Here is a 23,579-nt window from a genome sequence, read left to right on the forward strand (position 1 = left end):
TGCATGTATTAGGCACGCCGCCAGCGTTCGTCCTGAGCCAGGATCAAACTCTCCATTAAGGTACAATATCCACCAAGCGCCGAGGCTCTTGATGCTAGTGTACATATTGTAAGCTTGTCTAAAGCTCAAAAATGCAAAACAACTGGCATTCAATTATCATTTGTTCAGTTTTCAAAGAGCTTTCATTACTCAAAAAAATAACTATTAAGTAACTATTATTTTGTCATTTGTTTACCGTGACAAGAATTTATCTTATCAGAAACAACCGACGAATGCAACTTTTTTTTATTACTTATTTTGCATTCCTTTATCGCTTCAATCACACTAGCCTCGCAGCGACAAAAAGTAATGTACCACAAACACCTTACTAAATGCAACTACTTTTTTGAATTTTATTTCTTCACTCTCTGTTGCCGATCACTAATGGTATTCTAGCGCCGAATTCCAGCTATTGCTTATGATGCTGCTTTCGGTAAAAATCATACCTGTGTTGTATAAATAAAGTGCTTTAGATAGGTCAAACCGCAGCACCCTGATAAACTGCACAGATGACTACCTTGATAATGCTTCTTATACAAAGAAACGGAAAAATGTCCTTTCTCACAAGGACTCCCTCCGCTGTCTTTTTACGGTATTCACTATCACAAAAACTAAGCTTCGCCCAGCATTTCTAATAACTCCTGTTCATTATCTATCACACGTATGCCAAGATCCTGAGCCTTGGTCAGCTTGCTGCCTGCGCTTTCTCCGGCGATCACGATATCGGTTTTTTTGGATACACTGCCTGTAATTTTGGCACCCAATGCTTCCAGCTTTTTGCCCATCTCATCGCGTCCCATTATAGAAAGCGTACCAGTCAGTACGATGGTTTTACCAAAAAACGGGTTGTCAGCATTCATAATTACTGGCGCTTCTTCACTTACAGGTGTCACTCCAGCCTGAAGAAGCCGATCGATACTCCGCTGCATAAGGGGGTCGCGGAAGAAGCTAACAATACTATCAGCCATAATACCGCCAATATCGTACAAGGCAACCAGTTCCTCGGGAGTAGCAGCCATCAGTTTGTGCAGGTCTCGATAATGGTCGGCCAGCACACGGGTTGTTGTTTTGCCTGTATTCGGAATTCCGAGTGCATACAGGAAAGACGAGAGATCGCACTGTTTACTTTTTTCAAGTGAGGCAAGCAGGTTTTTGGCTTTCTTATCACCAAATCGCTCCAGCTTGATCAAATCTTCAAAGGTCAGGTCATACAGATCGGCAGGATCCTTGACGTTCAGCTCCGCGTACAGCTGCTCTGCTGTCATGATACTGAAGGTTTCTATGTCCATCGCGTCACGCGAAGCAAAATGCGTAATACGCCCAATCAGCTGCGGACGGCATTCCACACGGTTCAAGCAAAACAAATGAGCTCCCTTCAATTCCAGAACGGAACCACAAGATGGACAGCTGACAGGCGCTACGATCTCTTCCCCATCCATCTCCTCAGTAACCTTGCCCAGCAGCTCAGGGATCACATCATTGGAACGGCGAATAAACACTTGGCTGCCCAAAGCATGCTTAAGTCCCTTGCGTTCTATGTCTCCGACATTATTCAAAGTACAGTTTTGTACGGTGACTCCAGCGATATCAACGGGCTCTACTTTGGCTACAGGAGTTATTTTGCCAGTGCGACCAACCTCCCAGGACACGGACAACAGCGTTGTAATGGCTTCCTCCGCTTCAAACTTGTAGGCGATCGCCCAGCGAGGAAACTTATCGGTATAGCCCAACACTTCGCGTGTGCGGGTATCATTGATTTTGATCACGATTCCGTCGATCAGGAAGTCATAGGTATGGCGCATGGCTGTTATGCTGTCCAGTTCGCCTGCTGCGGCTTCTATAGAATCGAACACCTGTACCAATGGGCTGACCTTGAAGCGATTGTTACGCAAAAATTCAACCATCGCTTCATGGTTCTCAAAGCGGAGTCCATCTGTATAGCCAACCTGGTAAAAATAGGCGTTAAGCTTGCGGCTGTCTGTCACCTTTGGATTCAGGTTGCGCAGAGCACCGGCCGCGGCGTTCCGGGCATTTTTCAATGGTTCTATCGCTGTCTTGTTGTATTCCTCCAGTACGGACAGGTTCATAATCCCTTCGCCCTGAACCTCGATAATTCCGTCACGGTATGGAATTTCTGATGGTATGGAACGAATTGTTTTGACCTGCGCCAGAATCCCCTCACCAATGACGCCATTACCGCGCGTTGAAGCCTGAACCAACTCACCATGATCATAGGTTAAATTCAACGTCAGTCCGTCAAACTTTAACTCCATGACAAAGCTAAGCGGCGGCAGCGGGTCCTCGTCATTCTGATCGTTGTATTCATTGACCAGCTTGGAAGCCCTTGTGTACCAGATCATTAGTTCGTCTTTATTTTGTGCCTTATCCAGACTCCACAAACGCGATTTGTGCCGATGCGGGTCAAAGCCCTTTAATATCTGGTCTCCTACGCGCTGAGTAGGCGAATTGGGCAGGGTAATGCCCGTAGCCTTTTCCATTGCGACCAAACGGTCGTAGAGCAAGTCGTAATCTGCATCACTGATGCTCGGTTGATCCATGGTGTAATAGAGGTGGTTGTGGCTGTAGATTTCTTCAATGAGAGCTTTCATCGTCTCCATAGAATCTGTCATATAAGTAAAACCATCCTTTCAAGGTTCGACTATGTAAAAATCGGCGCCTCATTGTTGCGAAGCGCCTTGATGTAGAAACTTTTATTCATTATGCCTGGTAATTGGTGCAAACTTGGCAAGGAGACGCTTCAAACCCGTAGGTGCAGGAAAAGCAATCTGCAGTTCTGTATCATCACCTGAACCTTTGATCGTCACGACGGTGCCAATTCCCCATTTACCATGTGCTACCTTGTCGCCTGTTTTGTAATCAGTCACCTGAGCACCACTGCCCGCTCCCGTTTGATCACCCGGAATGGCTGAACGAACCGTAACGCCGGAAGAAGGGCTGCCTGTTCCTGTGCGGAAAGTAACGCTTTTACCTGCTCCAGGGGCGGCCGCTCCGCCACCATAACTGCTGCTTGAGGAACCGAAGCCACCGCCAGTACTTCCATAACGACCTTCTTTATTCCCCCAGGAGGGACTGCTTGAACGACCGCCAATTACACCGGCAGGCGCCGCCATTTCCAGCAATTCCTCAGGAATCTCTTTGAGAAAACGTGAGGGTGCATTCATATTGGTACGTCCGAACAATGTACGCATTCTGGCACACGTTAAGAACAGCTCCTGCTCAGCCCGAGTAATGCCCACATAAGCAAGTCTGCGCTCCTCCTCCAGCTCCTCATAATCGTTAGCCGCACGGCTGTGAGGGAAGACCCCTTCTTCCATACCAACAATAAACACAACAGGGAATTCCAGTCCCTTGGCACTGTGCATGGTCATGAGTACGACGGCATTGCCGGAATCGGCTTTTTCCTCCTCAGTTTCGTTCATTGTATCGATGTCGGCAATTAAGGCGAGGTCCGTCAGAAAAGCAATCAGGGTTTTATCTTCATTGCGCTTTTCAAATTCCATGGTTACGGATAAAAACTCATCGATATTTTCCAGCCTTGCGGTGGATTCGATTGTTTTTTCACGCTGCAGCTCGATTCGGTACTGAGTCAGTTCGAGCAGCTTTTCTGTAAGCTCAGTAACAGATAAATAATCAACCATCCGGTGCATGTTATCTATCATTTCGCGAAAATCGGTTAACGCATGTTTGGCTTTGGCACCTATTTCCATGCCATCAATATCCTCCAGCTGTGCAAACAAGGAAATCCCCCGGCGAGCGGCTGCTTCCGTCAATCGTTCTACAGTCGTGTCCCCGATACCGCGCTTGGGCACATTAACAACACGGACAAAGGAAATATCATCATTCGGATTGGAAATTAACCGCAAATAGGCGAGAATATCTTTGATTTCTTTACGATCATAGAACTTGATGCCGCCGATGATCTGATAAGGTATATCGGATTTAATCAGTATTTCCTCAATGACCCGCGATTGTGCATTGGTACGGTATAAAATCGCATGATCCTGATATCTTTTGCCCTTATCCACACGTTTCTTAACTTCACTTGTAATGAAGTAGCCTTCCTCATGCTCAGAATCAGCTTGATAAAAACGGATTAGGGCACCACCGTCCTTGCTCGTCCACAGGTTCTTCGCTTTGCGTCCTGCATTGTTGGCAATCACTTTATTGGCCGCATTCAGTATGTTCGAGGTGGAACGATAATTTTGCTCAAGCAGAATCGTTGTGGCATTCGGATAATCGTTCTCAAAGTTCATAATATTGCTAATATCGGCACCACGCCACCGATAAATCGATTGGTCACTGTCACCTACAACACAAATACGCTTATGCTTGTCCGCCAGCATTAAACAAAGCATATACTGCGCTTTGTTCGTATCCTGATATTCATCCACGTGAATATATTGAAATTTATTTTGATAAAAATCGAGTACATCCGGCTCTTCCTTGAACAGTTGGATCGTTACCATTATCAAATCGTCGAAATCGAGCGAGTTGTTATGCTTAAGCTTTTTTTGATACAGCTTGTATACCTTGGCCACGACACCGTCAAAATAATCGCCGATTGCATTTTCGACCATTTCTGGTGTTTTCAATTCATTTTTGAAAGCTCCCATTGCAGCCTGAACCGCTTTGGGCTCGAACTTTTTGGGATCAAAGTTAAGTTCCTTCATGCATGCTTTAATGACAGACAGTTGGTCGCCGGAATCCAGAATCGTGAAATTGGACGTAAATCCAATTCGGGAAATATCCTTGCGCAGCATCCGCACACACATCGAGTGGAACGTCGATACCCAAATATCACGACCACCAGGACCTACCAGCTTGCTGACGCGATCCTGCATTTCACGGGCCGCTTTGTTCGTAAACGTAAGGGCAAGAATGCTCCATGGAGCCGCCTTGCGAGTTGCAATTAAATAAGCAATCCGGTGCGTCAGCACACGGGTCTTGCCGCTGCCGGCTCCAGCCATTATCAGAAGAGGTCCATCAACCGTCTCAACGGCTTGCTTTTGCGGGGGGTTCAAGGTTTGTATCGAAGCAAAAACATCAATCGTTTCATTCATTTCGTATCTACTCCTTTATTACGGCTAGCTACTGCTGTTAACGGTCTTTAACCGCCTGTACGGTAGCCAGTGCCTGTTCAAATGCATCATACACCGCATTGCCTACAACTATGGTATCCGCAGCCTTAGCGGCCTCACGGGCCCGATCCGGGCCATCAATTCCCCCGCCGTAGAACAACCGTGCATGTTTAATAACCTCACGTGCTTTAGACACAAGCCTCATATCGCCGAACATTCCACTGTACTCCATATATACAATTGGGCACCGGAACAGCTGATCTGCCATTCGCGCATAAGCCTCTACATCTTTGACATCCAAATCAGTGTCGGCTTGTGTGACCTGTGCAGCCGTTGATTCCTTATTCATCATAATGTAGCCTTCCGTCACAACCTGCTTCCAATCCAGCAGTGCACCGTATTCACGCAGAGCCTGATGATGATGCCCAACAATCCAATTCGTATCCCGGGTATTCAGAACAATAGGAATAAAAAATAAATCAAAGCCAGGTACAATCGCTTCCTGAGTGGAAATTTCCAGTACACAAGGCACTTCGTATCTGCGAATTCGCGCCAGTAGATCGACTGTGTTATCAAAGGTAACACCTGAAGAACCGCCAACCAAGATGCCATCTGTTCCGGACAAGCACAAACGATCCAGCTGTTCGTCCGACAGCTCCCGATCCGGGTCCAGCTTGAAAGTATGCTTCCACTGCTTCATATCTACTAGCAAAAGGCCGTGCCCCCTAAGCATTCGTTCTATAATTAGCTGCGCTATCATACTCGATTATGACGCTATAAAAATTAGTCTATGCTACACAACCACAGGTGTCAAATGGCTATTACCGGATCACCAACTGATCCCAGGCCATCCTGAAGACTACTCATGCTGCGATAAAAATTACATTGAGAGGTGAACATGATAGGAAAAGAAATCGAAGCATGTACGCAAAAGAGTAAGCGATAGGTGTGATATACATTTCATTATACAGGAGCGATCATATGTTCTCAACGAAAAAAAGACCCCGCTAGCTCATAGCCGGAGTCCGCCTTGTTATTAAGTAAATTACAATATATATTTGCCGCTCGAATCGTTTGTCCGATTGGCCGTTGACTGCGACGTTGATCCCTGTGAGGAGCTGTCACCTTCCTGATTATCTGTCCAATTAAAGCTATTGCCCCCGCGTGTGGCTTCATGACTCTCAGAGCCTGCAAACTTGGCGCTGGAAGCTCCTGTGACCGAGGAAGCGGTTGAATAAGAAGTCTGGTTCTGCCCGTAGCCAGACCCGCTGCTTTGCGTTGGGTTCATGCCCGAATTGGAACCCATATTCGAGTACCCGGACGAATAACCTTGTCCATAGCTATTTGGACCAGAAGAGTTATTCGCCCCCTGAGATCCGTAAGAACCTTGATTCCCTTGATTGCCCGAATATGCGGAATTGGACGGGTACGAGTAGGCCTGCGTCTGTTGGTAAGGCTGATAGGATTGATAGGCCTGCTGCTCTGCTTGCTGCTGGTATAAGCCAGCCCCAGAAGTATTTGCTTGCTGCAAGGCTTGCTGTACATTGGAGTGCAGCTGCTCAACCTTACTGCTTTGCTGCTGCAGCTGCTGCTGGACTTCTTGCTGCGAGGCCATTTGGACCGATCCATAGCCGTTCATTTGTGAAAGCACACCGAACAGTTGGGTTTGATCCTGCATCGTTTCATTCGCAAGCTTTTGAAAGGTTTGACATAGAACTGGATTGACCGCTTCCAAAGCCGCTGTCGTATACTCGCGCGCGCACCGCTTCAGCTCGGATAATAACAGGTTACCCCAGTCCAGTTCCTCCAGTACATTACCCTGTTGATTTTGTTGACCTTGCTGATTTTGTTGAGCTTGTTGATTAAATGCCTGTTGGTTCCCATAGTTTGATTGATACATTGAGTCTAACACCTCCTATCGGTTTAGTGGGTCAAATTCGTTTGCTGCTGCAGGGCACTCAGCAATTGGTCGGAATGATTGAGGCGGTCTTGAGCGATCTGCATAAATTGCTGCTTCAGCTGCGGCGTAAAAGCTTCAGTAGCTGCTTGTGCAGCCAATTTGGCCAGCAAGTCCTCGTTTTTCAAGCAATCTGTTACGTATAGCAGCTCCTTGGTACTAATCTTTCCAGCCCCGGATTGTTGTTGGTTGTTCTGCTGTTGTGTGTACACAGGCATTCCCTCCTTTCATAGGTTACAAAAGGTAGGTTGTCCAGTATGTGGAAATGTTATGTATGTCTATTTAAAAAGTAGTCACCCCCAGCCACTCCTGTAATCGGTACATCCACTCTTTGATCCACACAGTCTTGTCCTTGAAGGCTTCATAGTCCAATGTATAAAGAGCACCTTCGTTGTTCCACAGGCGATTAAAGTATTGACGAAGCTGAAGTGCCAGCTTGCTGTCTCCGGGAGCGTTAATCCCCAGATTGGTCTCCAAATTCAAATCATCGAGATTACGTTCCGTGAAATTGGCGGAGCCGTTATTGACCACAATTCGATTGGTTTTATCAATAAATAGCAGCTTGGTATGGTACTGCTCGTTCGTGCCATTATACCAACGAATTTGGATTCGATTGTCTGAAGCGTTCAATAGCTCTTGGGCAACAGGTCGATTGGGTACTCCGATTTTATCTCGACCAAAAGCATTCTGGTTCGAGTCCAGGATGAGACGAAGCTCAGCTCCGCGTTTGGATGCTTCAATCATTGCCTTGATTACCTGGCGATCTGCCAAATAAAACATCCCCATCCATACCTGATCACCAGCTCCTGCTTCAGACAACGACTGAATTACATGCTTGTAAATTTTCCCTTCGGTCAACAACTGAACTTCAATGTCACCCACCTCCAGGCCATTAGGCTTGTACTGAGGAAAAGGAATCTCTTTCCCCCCGCTCGAAAAAGTGATTACGGCCTGTTCGCTTGCCAAGGCATCCCCGATGATATCCCCACGAACTAAAAAGGCAGAGTTGGAATTATAGGCACTGGCATCATGGGCGTTGGCTGATGGAACTATGAGTGCTCGTTCCGTAGCAATTATCTTTCGGTGGTTTGCTTTTACGTTGATAAGCTTCAAATAGGAACGCAGCGACATGGAAGGTGCTGTATCCACCATTGGGTTCGGCAGCCAGCCCTTGCCAGTTTGACCAAACCATTGAACGAATGTGCGCCAGACGGCTGAATAGGAAGGGATCGAATCACGCAGCGAATTAACATCACTGATCACGACTTCTATCCCCCCTGCCTTTAATCGCGCCAGCTCTGGAGGCATAGCAGAACCATACATCGTATTGACCTCATCCGTGATAAAAATAATCGGCATCGTAGGATGTCGCTTTTTCTGCTCAAGCAGCTTCTCGGTCATCAAACCGCTAAGAGGCGTATATAAGGTCCCCTCCTTGTAGTAGCTGTTAAATAAAAACATATCGATCACAATAAACTGCTCCGCTTCGTCTATAACCTGGAACACCCTATCAAAAATCATCGTTTCCTGTACGGGCAGCACTGGGTTTTTGTAGGTCAGGTCGTAGAGAAACTCCACATCCTTCACATAATGCACAGGACCTTCCATAGAAAGGCCCGGAGGAAGCGGTTTATGTGTCTGATAAATCATGACGATGGTTAGCCATAGAATGAGTACACAAAGAAGAATAAGATACAATCTTCGTTTATTACGTATTCTCCGGGGTCTTGATGGAACTGGCTCCGAGGAGGCGATGTTCAGATCATGATGAGTAGTTGATTGCTGCTGGCTATTGTCCGCTTCCATCGAGCCTCTCTCCTTCAGTTATGATACTTTTCTAAAATATTGAGCTCCACTGATCAGGAGGGCAGTATTCATACTTACATACCTTTCTAAGCAGCCTTCTGAAACATACGCAAATCCTTGATAACAAAAGCAAGTCCTCTTTCAGTCGGTCTGCCAGACGCATACAAAAAGCAAAGTTTCATTTCCAGAAGAGCGGGTAAATACATAGTGCAACGAGCGTTACAAAGCACAACAAGGTATTCAAATGCAGCGTATTGGATACAGGCTAGGAGACCCTCTAGTAGGAGCCTAAGCAATGAAGTGAACGGGTTTAACCGATTCAGCAACCATAATCCAGGGAGGTAATAATCATGAATAACGAAAAGAAAATTGTTGGTGTTTTCAAGTCGGAGCAGGAAGCTGTGAAAGCGATCGAATCTTTGAAACGTCAAGGCTATACATCGGACGATATTTCAATTATTGCCAGAAATAAGGATGATATTGCTGCTGTAACGGATCAAACCGGAACAAAAGCTCCAGAAGGTCTGGCGACTGGTGCGGCTACTGGAGGTTTGTTAGGCGGTGCTGCTGGCTTGCTCGCAGGTCTTGGATTGCTGGCTATTCCGGGAATCGGACCGATTCTTGCAGCAGGTCCTATAGCAGCTACACTTACAGGTGCAGCAGTGGGAGCAGGAGCAGGGGGACTGGTTGGCGGATTAATCGGTTTGGGTATTCCTGAGGATGAGGCTCGGCAGTATAACAATTATGTCGATGAGGGCAATATCCTCGTGCTGGTCGATTCTGATGCAAATCGTGATAACTATACGTACGACACGTTCCGTGAAAATAATTCATTAAACTCCAATACTTATGATCGATCCATGAATACGACAGGCAATCGATACAATTAACTGTAAGCCTGAGTTACTATCCATAGTTTCAACTCAAAGACTGTACTCATCTATTGGGTACAGTTTTTGAGTTGAGTATGTATACACCGCTTGATCCTGTTTCCAGGAGAGTATTTCTTTAATCGAAAAAGCTTGAGATAAGCAGGAAGAACCCGTATATGGCCCTGATGGGCGATACGGGTTCTATTTAGGTCTCTATTTGGAATCGTCAGGATTCCTTTCACTGATTATTGGGCCGCTTTGGGCTGCTCTGTCGTCGGCTGTCCCTCAGTCTGTGCTGGAGGTGCTGGCGGATTGCCTTTGTCTGCGAGCTCCTGGATGGAAGCCGCTGGAAGGGCGTAAGCCCACTCACTGCCTTCCTTACTGAACCATACGGTGTCCTGCTGCTGCTTGCCGAGATAGACCTCCGTGGTTTCCTTCTTTGCTGCATCAACCAGCTTGACCTCAACACGAAGCTCAGGCGCATCCAGTTTGATCTCTGCCGTACGTTTGGCCGGTTGCTCGGTACTGAGCATCTGCAGCTTGTCGATAACCTGGGTCGCATCTGCAGCCTTCAGCGTCTGTTCACCAAGCTTCCAGTCGGACTCGTACGATTTTTTGTCAGCATCGACTTTGGTCAAGGTCCATTTCTGTCCTTTCCAATCCACAGTCATGGCTCGCAGCTGCTCATAATCAAGTTTAACCGGATTTTTATCCATAAAGTCGATTTGGCTCAGGGTAAGCGGCTGTGTCTTCGTATCACTGAGCTGGAATACCTCCGGTGAGCCGCTGAACATCGCATAATGGAAACCTTGAATGGCTACCGGGTCACCTACACTAAGCATATGGACAGTACCATTTTGCAGCGTGACCTTGAACTGCTGCGCTGGCTTGGCAAGTCCAAATGGCGCCAAATCGGCCGCATTTGCATCTACTGTTTTATCTTTGCTGAGGGAAATGAAAGATTCAACCCAACCATCTGCGCTAAACTTATCGAGTGGCAGAGGGGAAGGCTTCGTCATCGTCCAATTCCCGTCTTTACGCTGCATTTCAATCTCGTTATCACCATTTTTTATTGAATAACTCGCTACTTCGTCCTTATTGATTGTGGCAAGTGCTACCGATGGTTCCGGCTTCTCCTTGAAAAAATCCTTGCTCTGGGCATACCAGAAGCCGCCAATACACAAGATCACAAGTATAAGTGTCGGAATGAGTCGCTTCATCCTTTTCTCCTCCTCAACCAAATCGTTCCGCCAACGACCAGGAAGAGTAACGGGAATGCAAATAAAGTACCGTACAAAATCGTATTCGCCTGACTTCCTGTAATCAGTGCTTGCTGCAGTGCATCACCTTCACGAGGACGAATCGTTACTTGATCCTTCTGCTCCTGCAGCCAGCCTACGCTGTTCAGTGCAAAATCACGATTGCCCTGCTGCTGAAGAACCTCATCAACGAAGAATGAGGAACCACCCAGTACGACAGCCTTAGGCTTTTGCTCCTTCGTTTCAACAACGTATCCCAGATTAAGCGGGCCTTTGATATCTTTATCGTCCTTGGCCGTACGGTTGCTCATGAGCTGAACGATATCGGTTTCCCCATAAGCCGCATCCGTCGTCTTAAGAATCGCCGTAACTGGAAAATCAGCTACAGGTTGGTCCGCATTGATCGATACAGCCAAATTCATCATCGTTAACAAATTGTAATCCTGCAGCTTCTTGGTAATTGCATGGAAGCCATATTCAGGTATGATCGTGAGTGGATCGTACAACTGGCTCTGCTTCGGTTCAATCGCTATCGCATGCTGATCCTTGATTCCGTATTGGGCCAGCAGGCCATCGATATTTTTCCATTGGGTTGCCATATCTTTATTGAAGCCGAGTGCGATATACAACTTGCCCTTGCCCTTCAAGTATTCATTGATAACGCTTGTTTCTTTATCGCTGATATCCGTTGTCGGACCGATAACGAACAGCACCTCGGCGTCGTCAGGAATTTTGCCTTCACGCAGTAAATTCAGATCAGCCAGTTCATAATTCTCGCCTTCCAGTCCAGTCTTCCACAAATTCATTTTATTAAGCGGAATTTCATTGTGACCTGACAAGAAATAAATTTTGCTTTTGGTTTTGGCATTCAAATTAACCAGCGCTTGAGTCAGCTTCTCTTCTCCGCTAAATTTATACTCACCCTGCTGCTGTCCAGGCAGAAACATGTCGGAATAATACAAGACTTTCTTCTGCGTACCGCTTTCCAACACGAGTGTTCCCCCCGGATCAACGTCGTATTGCTTGGCCATTGCCGGCTGCTTTACGATATCGTAATCATCGGAGACGATTTTGGCATTGCGTTTCTTGTATTCCTGAATCAGCTCATCCACCTGGCGTTTGATATACGGATTGGTCTGGTCACTCGTCAAGGTGATGAAATGAACGTCATTATCAAGTGATTTTAACGTTTCCGTCGTTTTATCGGATAGGGTGAACTTTTTGTTTTGCGTTAAATCAACCTGCAAATTTTTCGTGGAGTTGAGAAAAATGGTCAGGATGATGAAAATACCAATTACCGCAAGCGATAATACGACGGCATTCGTACCGCGAATCCACTTATTCACTTAGACTTTCCCCCTTCGAGTTTCGCTTTTGCGAAACTGACTTCGTAAGCATGGACTTCGAGTTTCGCTTTAGCGAAACTAACTTCGTAAGCATGAACTGAATTTTGCATAACAAAATGATGCACATAGAGACTGCTTTTTTACTGATTATCTCCAGCGTTTTCTCTCCAGCACTTGGATGCTGAGCACAATAAATACGATAATCAAGGTAACATAAAACAAAATATCGGCGAAATTCAGTACACCCTTCTGCAAGTTCATACCACGGCCGATTATGGAAAAGAGACCGAGATAGTCCTTAAGCTTACCGCCAAGCAAATCACCTAACCATTCCACCGTCCAAAACATCAACAATATGGCAAAAGCGACAATTCCGGTAACCATCTGATGAGCAGACAAGGAAGAAGCGAACAGTCCTACGGACATCATAGCCGCTCCAATCAGGAACATGCTCAGGTAAGATAGCCAAAATATAGGCTGATCCAGCGTTCCGTAAGCGCTCATAATCCAAGGGTAAATCAGGCAGCCTGCCACAAGCATCAATTGGACAACAGCGGCAGCCAAGTACTTACCGATGACAATTTCAGTGATACTCGCTGGCGATGTCAGCAGCAGCTCATCCGTGCCTTGACGCAGTTCATCTGACATCAGTCTCATGGTCAGCAGCGGAATAATCAGCAGGAAGACGAACGTTACCGTACCAACCACCGGGCGAACATCGACAATATTAGGCGGGTTCAGGAAATTGGCGCTAAAGAAATAGCCTGAAATCAGAAAAAAGAAAGCAAACGCTGCGTACGCTGTTGGTGAGTAAAAGTATAGCTGCAGCTCTTTTTTGCAAATGGCCCCTATTCTACGCATTTGGATTCCCCCTCTTATCCGAAGAAGCAGTGGTACCACTCTTGTTCGCCAGACGGGATGAATTGTTAGCAAGGCTCCCTGATGCAACATCACCTGACGTATTGGGATCAATCGCTTCATTCGTTGTGAGCTTGAGGAAGATATCCTCCAGGCTCAAACTTTCCTTGCGCATCGCAAGGATGGGATACCGCCGCTCCGCCATGCGATAAAAGATCGCTTCGCGAACGTCCACACGATCCGTGGCGGACACGAGTACCCGCACGGTCGGCTCCGCCGCGACCGTGGAAGACAATGCCTGCCCTGCCGCAGGCTCGGCTGGCACAGCTTCCGCGCCCACGCCGTGCTCGGGCGCGTCTGGATTCGGCTGCGGGGCAAGCGCAGCCGAATCGGTTGCTGCCGATCCTGCGGCAGCGAGTACATCCGCCAGCGGCTTCACGCTGGCGATCTGCGGCAGGCTGCGCAGCTCGGCCAATACAGCCTCGCGCGGCCCTTTTACTTCAAGCGAGACCTCAAACGTCTCGCCCATTGATTGCGCCAGCTGATCAGGATGTCCATCCAGTACGATGCGCCCTTGATTGATAATCAACACCCGATTGCATAACGTATTGATCTCGGGCAGAATATGAGTACTCAGCAGCACCGTATGATTCTCACCCAGCTCGCGAATGAGCTGACGAATTTCAATAATCTGTTTGGGATCCAATCCCGAGGTTGGTTCATCCAAAATCAATAAATCGGGATTATGCAGAATCGCTTGTGCCAGTCCCATCCGCTGTTTATAGCCTTTGGACAAGCTGCGCATAATCTGACGCTCCCGTCCCTGTAAGCCAAGACGTTCGATGACCTCACCAATCCGGTGTTTTTGCTGCTTCATTGGAATTCCGCGGAGATCGGCAATAAATTGCAAATACGACTGTACCGACATCTCAGGATACAGCGGTGGCGTTTCCGGCAAATATCCGATCTTCTGCCGGGCTTTCCGCGGATGATCGGACATCGATAAGCCGTCAATCGCAATGGATCCATGGGTCGGATTCAAATAGCCTGTAATCATCCGCATGGTCGTGGTTTTACCCGCCCCGTTTGGTCCCAAAAACCCGACAATTTCACCGCGGCTCATGGAAAAATCGATGCTGTGGACCCCTCTTTGGTTCTCGTACAATTTGCTGACCTGTTTTACCTCAAGCACCTCAAAACCTCCATTCAAAACGAATTATACCTTCTTCAAGCCATGTCCACTTTTCTGTCTGCTTAACCAATGCAACCATAATATACAAGCCCAACAATAAGCCCAGCTTAAACGAATCTGAAAATTCGCTTAAAAAAATGTGTCTAAAGAGTGAACAAAACAACTTTGATCCCTGAAAACAAATAAAAGCTGTGAAATGAGATCCGCTCTACGCAGACCTCATTTCACAGCTTTCTTTAATACTTTATATCCGTTCATTCAGCAGCTTCCTTAAGCCTCTGCAAGATGGTATATTCATCAGGGTATACCATCGCATATTGCGTTAAGCCAACGATTCGGAGCAATCGTTCCAGATATGTAGATAAACCGCACATAAACGTGTAGAGATTACCTATTGCCCGTTCGCGAATAAGCCGCAGCAATACGGCTATCCCTCCGCCAGTGCTGGAGCTAACACGGTAAAAATTCAAAATTAATGCCCGCTTCTCAGTCTCCAAACCTCGTGGGGAATCACGGAACCTTGACAACAATACGTCAAACTGAATCGTCAAATCCCCATTCAGCTCCAATATTATCACTGAACCTGAATATCTGACCTTCATCGATAAAGTTTCCGCTATCGGAAGTACCATCTCGTTCGTTCCCCCTGTCGGATCACTTTGTAAATACATATCGGTAAGGTTAGTTAATTCGTTTCATCTTCCACCACACCTGTGGAGCTTCCCCCATAAACCATTTTACTCATTTCTGAAAAAGGTACCCAACCCAGCTCTTTGCGACATACCTGCTCCCATTTACCATACCAACGTCGAGCTTCAGATTCTCGGCCAGTTGAAATCAAAAACTCGACAAATGCCTGGTATCCTTCTTCTTCTAGTGGCCGGATCTCTATCCATTGACCATAGTAAACTTCCGCAAGTTCACGCTTATCTTGGGTACTATAATACAACGCCATTTTCCGCAAAATACCGACCTGTTTGTCAACTAAAGATTCCCGGTAAACCTCAAGCCAATCTACATAGTGCAGCTCGGGAATCAAATCTCCATACAACTGCTTTGCTTGATTGTAGAAATCGACTGCAAGCTCATAATCCGTTCCCCAGGCCTGATCCCCCATTCGTGTCAGGTTGTGATAATTGACTAAATCGACCTGTCCCAGCAATTGTTTATTAAAGCTGAGTGTCCCATCCTTGATGACAATAGCCGACTCCATCCGCAGCTCTTGTTTCAAGGTTTGCTTAAGCTGATGAATGATTACATACAGTTGATTATTCATTTTATCTGCGTCGACTTGCTGCAGCAGCACTTCCATCGCCCGTTCCTTTGGCGCTGACAGATCGGGCTGTATGAGCAAATAAACAAAAAGCTCCAGCGCCTTTTTTCGCTTCCATTTCACATTTTTAACTTCTATATCGGCATTGATGAATGTCAATGTTCCAAAGCAGCTAATATTCCAGCTTCGGTCTGTATTAGGCTTAGTTACGTTCTGTACCCGCAGCCGCGACTCCCATCTGCGCTCCCACTGCGCTATCCAAGCCGAATAAGAAGAGTTATTGACCAGTTCCAGCCATGCCTGGAGTTTAATATGCAAGCGATCTGCGTCTATGCGGCTTCCCCGCGATTTGGCTTGTAAGTACCGAATACCACATACCTGAAGCTGAATAGGCATATCACTGCTCAAAGCAGTCTCCAGACGATTCAGTTGGTTCCACAAGGTATCATCGATCTCACGCTCAATCAGCAGCTCCGCTTCCATTCTCCGAATCCAATACAATGCAGCGTATTCATACGACAGCTCATCACTTTTCACGGTAGAGAATGCAGTAATCGCTTGCTCCCATTGCTCACGTCGGCTATGTATAAGGCCTTTAATGAATTGTCCCCATGTATACAGCGTTGGATCGAGCCTCGATTTCTGCTCTGCATTTATACCAATTCGCTCCAGTTCCAATTCGCTTACATCAGATATCGGATCCAACAGGCGGTCAGCATATAGCTGCATACAGCACAGGTTCGCACCTGCTTGTATAAAAAGTGCCTCTGCCTCCTTGTACGCAGAGTCTTCGCCCTTTAGTGTATCGATTAAATATGAACCTCGAGCCAGTACATGAAGAACCTTCCCCCCCACGAAAGACTCTTTCCTTTCCCACTCCATATGTAAAAATTTCAGTAATGTCTGGGCATCCTGCCATTCTCCAATCCGTAAACAAACAGCAGCCAACTGCGCCATCGAATCCAACATCATGAGCTGTAAACCCATCCTAGCAAAGCCTTGAACAGCCTGTTTCAATAAAGCATAGGCTTCAGCCAGCTCACCCTTGTATGCACAATGCTCACCTTGAAGCTGCAGCAGCAACGCAGATTTACAGATCCATGTGTTTGGTAGCTGATCGACAAGTTCCAAGCTTACGCTGCCACCATCCATAAGAATCCTTTCCATACTCCAAACCGTTTCCTCATACCGCTGCTCATTTATGAGTTGAGTCATTCTTTGGACTGTCTTAATAAATCATTCACCCTCTTCTCCGCTAATTTCTTAAAACTCTGAATGAACATTTCTACAAACAGGATAGGTTGCTTCCATACCATCACAACCTAATTAAAAAGAATTAAATAGAGCATTACGCGTTTATTTTATCAATGACACTTGAGCTTGCATGGCAGCTACCACTTGTTCGACTTCAACACGGCCCTTCGTAGTCTGCGGTGTTTTTTGCAAATATACTTGTAGTTGTTCGACCGCTTGATCATACTTTTGCTGCTCCCGAAGACATAGCCCCACAAATCGATAGGCTTCAACATAATTGGGGTCACTGCTCAGTGGCTGTAAAACCGCAATCGCCTGCGCATAATCCTTCTTTACATAAAGCAGCTGCCCTTTTTTGAATAGCAGATCTTGAAATGCAGGATTTTGTTGAAGCCCTAACTCAATAATCGTCAACGCCTCATCCGGTTTATTTTGCAGCATCAAAATTCCGGCTTTGTTGTTATACGCTTCTGTGGTACCGGGTGTCTTTTGAATAGTTTGATCATATTGGGCCAACGCCTCCTCCAGCTTGTTTTGCTGCCGGGCAATGTTGCCAAGTGCAAAATGGTATTTACCTTCCCCCGGTTCCTTGACGATTCCTTTCATTAACAACGGTCTGGCCTCTTCCAGCTTGCCTTCTTTGATCAGCTTCGTTGCCTGCACATATTCCTGACTCGTACTTTCCACCTGCTTCGGAAAAAGAATCGGATATATATACCAGATCGCCGCTGCTAGAATGATGCCGATTAGACCCAGGACCCATTTGTTTTCTTTCATCTCCAACCTCCAATCGACAATATCTTCCTTTATTTTCGCCGCAAACAGAAAAAGAGTCAACCCGAAGGTTGACTCTTTTTTGAGGTGCATCTAATCCTGATACACATAGAATGTAACGGTGTTATATGACGAGCCATTTGCTTTGTTCTTCAATCCATTAATTTCCAGCTTATATTCGCCCGGACTTCTTGTAGCGCTGTACTTAAATGCTGCATATGTCGTATCAATAACTGTGTAGGTTGCAGTTACAGCCGTTCCATTACTTGTAAATGTAGCACCGCTAAAATCAAGCGTTGTCGACAAGTTTTCGCTAAATCCTACAATTAAGTAATCCGCAGCGTTACCTGCTGCAATATGAAGAGCATCAGCGGAAGTACCATTCGCTCCTGGTTTTCCGTAGACCACACCGGAAACAGTAGCAGTAGTGTTGTAAGTTAGATAAGTTACCGTAGTTACTGAATTTGAAGCTTTAACAGTAACTTGGAATTCTTTAGTGCCAGAATTACTGCCGCTGCTAACAGTAGCTGTTAATGTTACTACTGTGTCAGCTGCTTGCCGCACTACAACACCTGTGTTGCTAACCACAGCCGTGTTCGAGGAAGACCATGTAATGGTTGTTCCATTTGCTGCGTCTGTTGTTGCGAGAGTAAGGTTTTGTGTAACCGAAGTAGCTGAATCACCATTTGCATAATCAATAGCTAGCGCATTGATACTTGCAGCCACAGCTGTTTCTGAATTTCCAATAGCTTTAACAAGAACAGTGAAAGCTTTAGTTGCAGTAATCGAACCCTTACTAATTGTCGCCGTCAAAGTTACAGATGTGTCAGCTGTCGGACGCGTAATAGTACCGTCGTTGCCAACTACAGCCGTGTTCGAAGATGACCATGTAACGGTTGTTCCATTAACACCTGTTGTTGGCAAGTTAAGATTGCTTTTAACGGATGTAGCTGAATCACCATTTGCATAACCAATTGCCAATGCGTCTTTAGTTGCATTTACATCAGCATTATCAGGTGATACTTCAACCTTACCGCCACCCACACTGATGATTATAGAGATAGCCGCAACTTTATCTGTATCACCAGTCAATATGATCGTGATAGTTACTGTAAATGCTACAATATTGACAGTTGAAGACACATTCAAGGCAAAGCTTGGTACTGTGGAACTTGCGGATACCTTAGAAATAGTTCCCGCGCCATCCAACGATACCTTGATATTTGCTGTAACTACCAAAGATTTTAATGTAGAGCCTGTCTGCGTTTTTACATTCGTGTTTGCACCCAGGTTCAATGCTGCCACGGAAGTGCTGCCACCGCCAGTTGTTGGAGCATTTACATTAATAGTTACATTAACTGCCAGACTAGTCACGTAGACGGCATCTGTAATCGTACCTCTAAGTTGAACTTCTTTGCCTGCAGCTCCCGCTCCGATATTGATATTACCAAAGCTACCTTTAGTTGCTTCAATAATGGCACCGGAACCTACATAAGTGCTAGCTATTACTGTAGTTCCCTCTGTTACAACACGAACCAATGCTGTTTGGGACGCGTTAGTATCAATTTTCAATTCTACTACAATAACAATATTAACTAATTTAATAGAATTAGGGCTACCCGAAGCAACAACGATATTGTCCGCTTCAATGTTTCTGAGCGTAATTTCGCCTGTCTCACCAGGATCAAGCGTCAAAGTCCCTTTAACTATGGTCTTGGAACCATCAGCAGGACCATAAGTATCACTTGCAGTTAATCTGATATTTTTATACGTAATACCGCCGTTTGCGAGCAACTGCTTATCTGCTACTGAATTATTGGAGCTACCACTGCTGCTGCTTCCGCTTCCGCCAGTTGCTGCACCAGTTACCGTAATGCCTGTGTCTTTGCCTAAGTAGCTAAGCTTGTACACAGTTCCGCCTGTTTGCACGCTAGTTGTTAAAACAACTACCGTTGTGCTTCCGGATTTCAACTCTGCTTTGGTGACTGTCAAGCTGTTATCAAATGTGAAATCGGATGCAGACACTGTACCTACTGCTTGATTGAAGGTCACTTCTACTGTTGTATTGTTCGTTACGACAGCGGAGCTAACAGCTAATGTTCCAACAGCAAGCGCTTTTGCCTTAGTGATAATAGTGTCCTTATTGTTCTTGAACTCATAGGCCAGACGAGCAACCGCTTGTCTTTCCGAGTTGTCTTTAGGACTGAATTTGACAGAGCCTGCTCCATCATCAATCCCTTGCAAGAAGCCTACTTTGAAAGCAAGCGATACATGAGCTTTAGCCCAATCGGAAATGGTATTCAGATCGGATACCTTGGCATCAACAGCTACCTTGGTTGCTGTTTCCTCAAGACCTAGAGCGCGTATAAAGAATACAGCCAGCTCTTCTCTTGTTACTTTAGCATCAGGAGCAAATGTTGTAGCTGAATTACCTTGTGTAATATTGGATTGAACCAAAGCTCCGACAAAACCTCTGTACCAGCTGTTTTTGTCTACGTCTGTGAAGGCAGCCGCTTGGTCCGGATTTTCTTTCAATCCAAGGGACAACACGAGGATTTTGGCCAATTCGGCACGGGTAATCGATTTACGGGGTTGAAAGCTTCCATCCTCGTAACCACTGATTATCCCACTATCGACCAAGCTTTGAATTTCCTTTTGCGCGTAGGAATCCGCGATGTCCTTCAATGGCACTGCTGCAGCGCCCCAAGCTAATGCAGGCAATAGCAAACTGAACAACAGCGTGAACACAAGAACAGAGCTGATCTTACTGCGTGCTTCTTTCAAAAACATTGTTTCTCCTCCTCTTATTCTTTTGTCAATGAACATGGATCATCCAGTAAATGTGTAGCCTCCGAACAGAAAAGGGTTTACACATATTTACATGAATATATACATTATCTGTATCATACAATATCGGACCTTACAAAATTCTTACAAAAAGCAACAAAAAAGCAGTCAGGACCTGATACAAAGGACCTAAACTGCTTCATATTCAACGAAATTTGATTATTTATTATTTAAAAGCTGTCCTCTTGTGACACCCAGTTGATTGGTTGCCTTCAATGTTTTCCATACTTGAGTCCCACTGATTTCGCCGCTCAACGCACGCTCGTACAAGGAAATAACCTCTTGGACCTTATCCCCTGTCTCCTCTAAAAACTCAATACGGAAGGAGGAGATACCCAGATCCATGAAGTTCCGTACATATTCAGCTCCAGATTGATCTACCGCATTATACACCGTATTCCGACAGCCTTCGTCAACTCGTACCGGATGTGACATGCCGACACGATCCTGAAGTGAAATACTGTGGTCCTCGCAAGGACGTCCGCAGTTCGTATAATCCGTTCCTTCGCTGAGGAATGTACAATATACACAATGCTCAGTATGGAACATCGGCATATGCTGGTGAATGACGACCTCCAGCTTCGAGGTATCTGCAGCATGCAGCAGATCGACCATTTGCTGAATATTCAAATCATAAGATGGTGTAACTTTATTCAAACCAGCTTCAAGAAACAGCGCCGCTGTTTTATGATTGGAGACATTCAGGGAAAAATCTCCGATTAGCTCAGGATGCTGCTCATTCGGCTGTTCGAGCCGCTGCTTTAAATAGAAATAAACAGCTCCTGTATTGCGAACCAGAATCGCATCCGGCTTCAGCTTCGAAATATTACGGAAATATCCGGTTTCCCCCGGCATATGAATGCGCGGAGTAGCAAGAGCAATACGCTTACCTGCGCGACGAGCTGCTTCTACTGCTGCGGGAAATTGCTTAATAAACTCGAAATCGGCGATCACCATATCGACATTGGTAGCAAGCGCCGCCTCAACCTGCTCCAGACTGCGGCATAAAGCGGTCATACGTACCTGCGGAGCGGCGGTAGCAAGTTGCTTCTGCGGAGCAGCTTGCGCAGGAACGTCTGCATAAGCATCGACACTGCGCTTCACGTATGCCCGCGGACGCTGACGTTCAGTCTCCAGCAGCTCTACAGCACTGCGGCGCATGCTGTTAAGCTCGCGCATCGGTACGATGAGTTCCCCTTCCAGCTGCACATCAAGTTCTCCGAGCTCTAGAATCGTGCCGCCCAATCGACCCAACTGCTCTGCGAATAACGCTTCATCCATCGGACGCTTTTGTGCTTGTACCAGCGGTAGCTCCGACTCTACGTAGGCAGTATGCCCGGTTCGCGTATCGGTCCACCAGCTGCGAAGCGGTTCGCCCAGCGTTCCAGTTACTTTAATATTCACCGGAAAAGTACGGTAAGGCCGATCATTTTCGAATGATTGGCGCAGCCTTTTGTCCAGATGCGGATCATTCGTTTTCCATATCCGGTCCCCCACATGCAGGCGCTTCAAATCAACATCGTTGCGTCCGGCAATAATTTCGATCAATCCACCTGCCGCTTCACCCTCCAGCTTCACACCTCTACGGCGGATGTCGTATACACGACCGCCTTCTTCTTTTTTGGTCGGATCCCCCGCGTCAAAGCAGATGCCATCACCGCGTTTAACAGGAGCTTCAAGCTCACAGACCACGCCATCACGCAAAATTTGCTTCACACGACCCAGATAAATACCACGGCTTTTCGGATAGGTGCCTTCTACAAGCTGCTTGTTATTTGTACCCTTTAGAAATCCGTACGTAAACCCGCGGGAAAAGCTTTGCTCCAATTCACGCAGCTCCTCCTTGCTCGGTCTTACATCGCCACCGTCAAAATAGCGGTCGATCGCTAGCCGATACTTGCTAACTACGTTTGCCACATATTCAGGGCTTTTTAAACGGCCTTCGATTTTAAAGGAAGTCACACCCGCTTCGATCAGCTCGGGAACCAGCTCAAGCGCTGCCAAGTCCTTTGGTGACAGCAAATAGGCGATATCGCCCATCGGCTTTTGCACTCCATCTACCATCAAATCATACGGTAAACGGCAAGCCTGCGCACATTCTCCACGATTGGCTGAACGGCCTCCCCACATTTCCGAGGTCAGGCACTGTCCCGAATACGATACGCATAAAGCGCCATGCACGAACACTTCCATCGGCAGCTTTGCCTGATCACCGATTTGCTTGATCTGCTTAAGGTTGTTTTCACGCCCCAATACGACCCGTTCGATATCCCATGGCTTCGTAAACTCGACAGCCTCTGGCGAGGTGATCGTCATTTGCGTCGAACCGTGAATAGGGAAATCCGGTGAAATCTCGCGGATCATCTTCACGAGACCAAGGTCCTGGACGATAACCGCATCTACTCCCGCCTCGATACAGGCTTCAATCAGCTTTTGCGCTTCTCTCAACTCTTCTTCAAATACCAATATATTAAATGTCAAAAATCCCTTCACCCCATACAAATGAAGAAAGGACATAATATCCGGCAAATCATCCATTAAAAAATTGTTCGCTCTTGCCCGCGCATTGAATTTCTCCACACCGAAAAATACAGCATCAGCCCCATTGGCTACTGCTGCCCGTAAACAATCCCAGTCTCCGGCGGGTGCCAGTAATTCAATATCCGATCGTTTAATTGTTGTCATGCTTATATGCCTCCGAATGTTGTTCCATTTGCACGTACTTGTAAACTGAGTACCCGCAGTGATCTTTCTAATATGAACGTGCTCCCATATGCAAACAGCTCAATACGAGCTTCTATATATACAGTGTAACAGAATTGTCAAGTCTAAAGCCACTGGAATTGCCTTCAAAAAAGGCAAAATTCATATAAAAATGTTGTGAAATTAGTCTTTTGTTCAACTTTGACGTCTCTTCGCCCAAGTCTCTCATAAGTTAACAAAGGTCTGCATCCATGATATACTATTTGAGTAGTTTAACCGAGTGAAAATTGAGGGGTTTTT

Annotated in this window: 16 protein-coding genes and 1 rRNA gene; 1 reads left to right on the forward strand and 16 read right to left on the reverse strand. The window is 46.3% G+C overall.

Features of this window, described 5'->3' with window-relative positions; translation table 11 throughout:
- The 7 genes from OB236_RS12150 to OB236_RS12180 form a co-directional block, all read right to left on the reverse strand.
- Nucleotides 1-59 (reverse strand): 16S ribosomal RNA (locus OB236_RS12150); the annotation flags it as partial.
- A 591-nt stretch (nucleotides 60-650) separates the two neighbouring features.
- A complete protein-coding gene (gene ligA / locus OB236_RS12155; protein WP_262684253.1) occupies nucleotides 651-2,669 on the reverse strand; it encodes an NAD-dependent DNA ligase LigA in 2,019 nt (672 codons plus the stop codon).
- Between the two features lie 81 nt (nucleotides 2,670-2,750).
- Nucleotides 2,751-5,120 (reverse strand): DNA helicase PcrA, encoded by a 2,370-nt coding sequence (gene pcrA, locus OB236_RS12160; protein WP_262684254.1) that lies wholly within the window; start codon nucleotides 5,118-5,120, stop codon nucleotides 2,751-2,753.
- A gap of 37 nt (nucleotides 5,121-5,157) precedes the next feature.
- Nucleotides 5,158-5,838 (reverse strand): heptaprenylglyceryl phosphate synthase, encoded by a 681-nt coding sequence (pcrB, locus tag OB236_RS12165; protein WP_408638458.1) that lies wholly within the window; start codon nucleotides 5,836-5,838, stop codon nucleotides 5,158-5,160.
- A gap of 345 nt (nucleotides 5,839-6,183) precedes the next feature.
- A complete protein-coding gene (locus OB236_RS12170) occupies nucleotides 6,184-7,038 on the reverse strand; it encodes a spore coat protein (RefSeq protein WP_262684256.1) in 855 nt (284 codons plus the stop codon).
- Between the two features lie 23 nt (nucleotides 7,039-7,061).
- Nucleotides 7,062-7,307 carry a spore coat protein gene (locus OB236_RS12175; protein ID WP_076233441.1) on the reverse strand — a complete coding sequence of 82 codons (246 nt, stop codon included), beginning with the start codon at nucleotides 7,305-7,307 and terminating at the stop codon, nucleotides 7,062-7,064.
- 70 nt (nucleotides 7,308-7,377) lie between these two features.
- Nucleotides 7,378-8,901: a phospholipase D family protein gene (locus OB236_RS12180; protein ID WP_262684257.1), complete on the reverse strand. Its 1,524-nt coding sequence runs from the start codon at nucleotides 8,899-8,901 to the stop codon at nucleotides 7,378-7,380.
- 350 nt (nucleotides 8,902-9,251) lie between these two features.
- Between OB236_RS12180 and OB236_RS12185 the strand changes: the two genes are divergently transcribed.
- Nucleotides 9,252-9,791, forward strand: a complete 540-nt coding sequence (locus OB236_RS12185) for a general stress protein (protein WP_076233442.1) — start codon at nucleotides 9,252-9,254, stop codon at nucleotides 9,789-9,791.
- Between the two features lie 227 nt (nucleotides 9,792-10,018).
- Here OB236_RS12185 and OB236_RS12190 read toward each other — a convergent pair whose 3' ends face one another.
- The 9 genes from OB236_RS12190 to OB236_RS12230 all read right to left on the reverse strand — a co-directional run bounded on the left by OB236_RS12190 (nucleotide 10,019) and on the right by OB236_RS12230 (nucleotide 23,261).
- A complete protein-coding gene (locus tag OB236_RS12190; RefSeq protein ID WP_262684258.1) occupies nucleotides 10,019-10,993 on the reverse strand; it encodes a DUF4340 domain-containing protein in 975 nt (324 codons plus the stop codon).
- Nucleotides 10,990-12,378, reverse strand: a complete 1,389-nt coding sequence (locus OB236_RS12195; RefSeq protein WP_262684259.1) for a GldG family protein — start codon at nucleotides 12,376-12,378, stop codon at nucleotides 10,990-10,992. Before OB236_RS12195 ends, OB236_RS12190 begins: the two co-directional genes overlap by 4 nt.
- Nucleotides 12,379-12,525: 147 nt before the next feature.
- Nucleotides 12,526-13,239 carry an ABC transporter permease gene (locus OB236_RS12200; protein WP_262684260.1) on the reverse strand — a complete coding sequence of 238 codons (714 nt, stop codon included), beginning with the start codon at nucleotides 13,237-13,239 and terminating at the stop codon, nucleotides 12,526-12,528.
- Complete coding sequence (locus tag OB236_RS12205; protein ID WP_262684261.1) at nucleotides 13,232-14,428, reverse strand: ABC transporter ATP-binding protein; 1,197 nt, start codon at nucleotides 14,426-14,428, stop codon at nucleotides 13,232-13,234. Before OB236_RS12205 ends, OB236_RS12200 begins: the two co-directional genes overlap by 8 nt.
- A 254-nt stretch (nucleotides 14,429-14,682) precedes the next feature.
- On the reverse strand, nucleotides 14,683-15,060 hold the full coding sequence (locus OB236_RS12210) for an STAS domain-containing protein (RefSeq protein ID WP_262684262.1): 378 nt from the start codon (nucleotides 15,058-15,060) through the stop codon (nucleotides 14,683-14,685).
- Nucleotides 15,061-15,113: 53 nt separating this feature from the next.
- Nucleotides 15,114-16,868, reverse strand: coding sequence for a bacterial transcriptional activator domain-containing protein (locus OB236_RS12215; RefSeq protein WP_262684263.1), 1,755 nt, complete (start codon nucleotides 16,866-16,868; stop codon nucleotides 15,114-15,116).
- A gap of 189 nt (nucleotides 16,869-17,057) precedes the next feature.
- Nucleotides 17,058-17,732 carry a tetratricopeptide repeat protein gene (locus tag OB236_RS12220; RefSeq protein ID WP_262684264.1) on the reverse strand — a complete coding sequence of 225 codons (675 nt, stop codon included), beginning with the start codon at nucleotides 17,730-17,732 and terminating at the stop codon, nucleotides 17,058-17,060.
- 90 nt (nucleotides 17,733-17,822) lie between these two features.
- Nucleotides 17,823-20,519, reverse strand: a complete 2,697-nt coding sequence (locus tag OB236_RS12225) for an immunoglobulin-like domain-containing protein (protein WP_262684265.1) — start codon at nucleotides 20,517-20,519, stop codon at nucleotides 17,823-17,825.
- Nucleotides 20,520-20,735: 216 nt separating this feature from the next.
- On the reverse strand, nucleotides 20,736-23,261 hold the full coding sequence (locus tag OB236_RS12230) for a U32 family peptidase (protein WP_262684266.1): 2,526 nt from the start codon (nucleotides 23,259-23,261) through the stop codon (nucleotides 20,736-20,738).
- Between the last annotated feature and the right edge of the window lie 318 nt (nucleotides 23,262-23,579).

It is taken from the genome of Paenibacillus baimaensis (assembly GCF_025567575.1).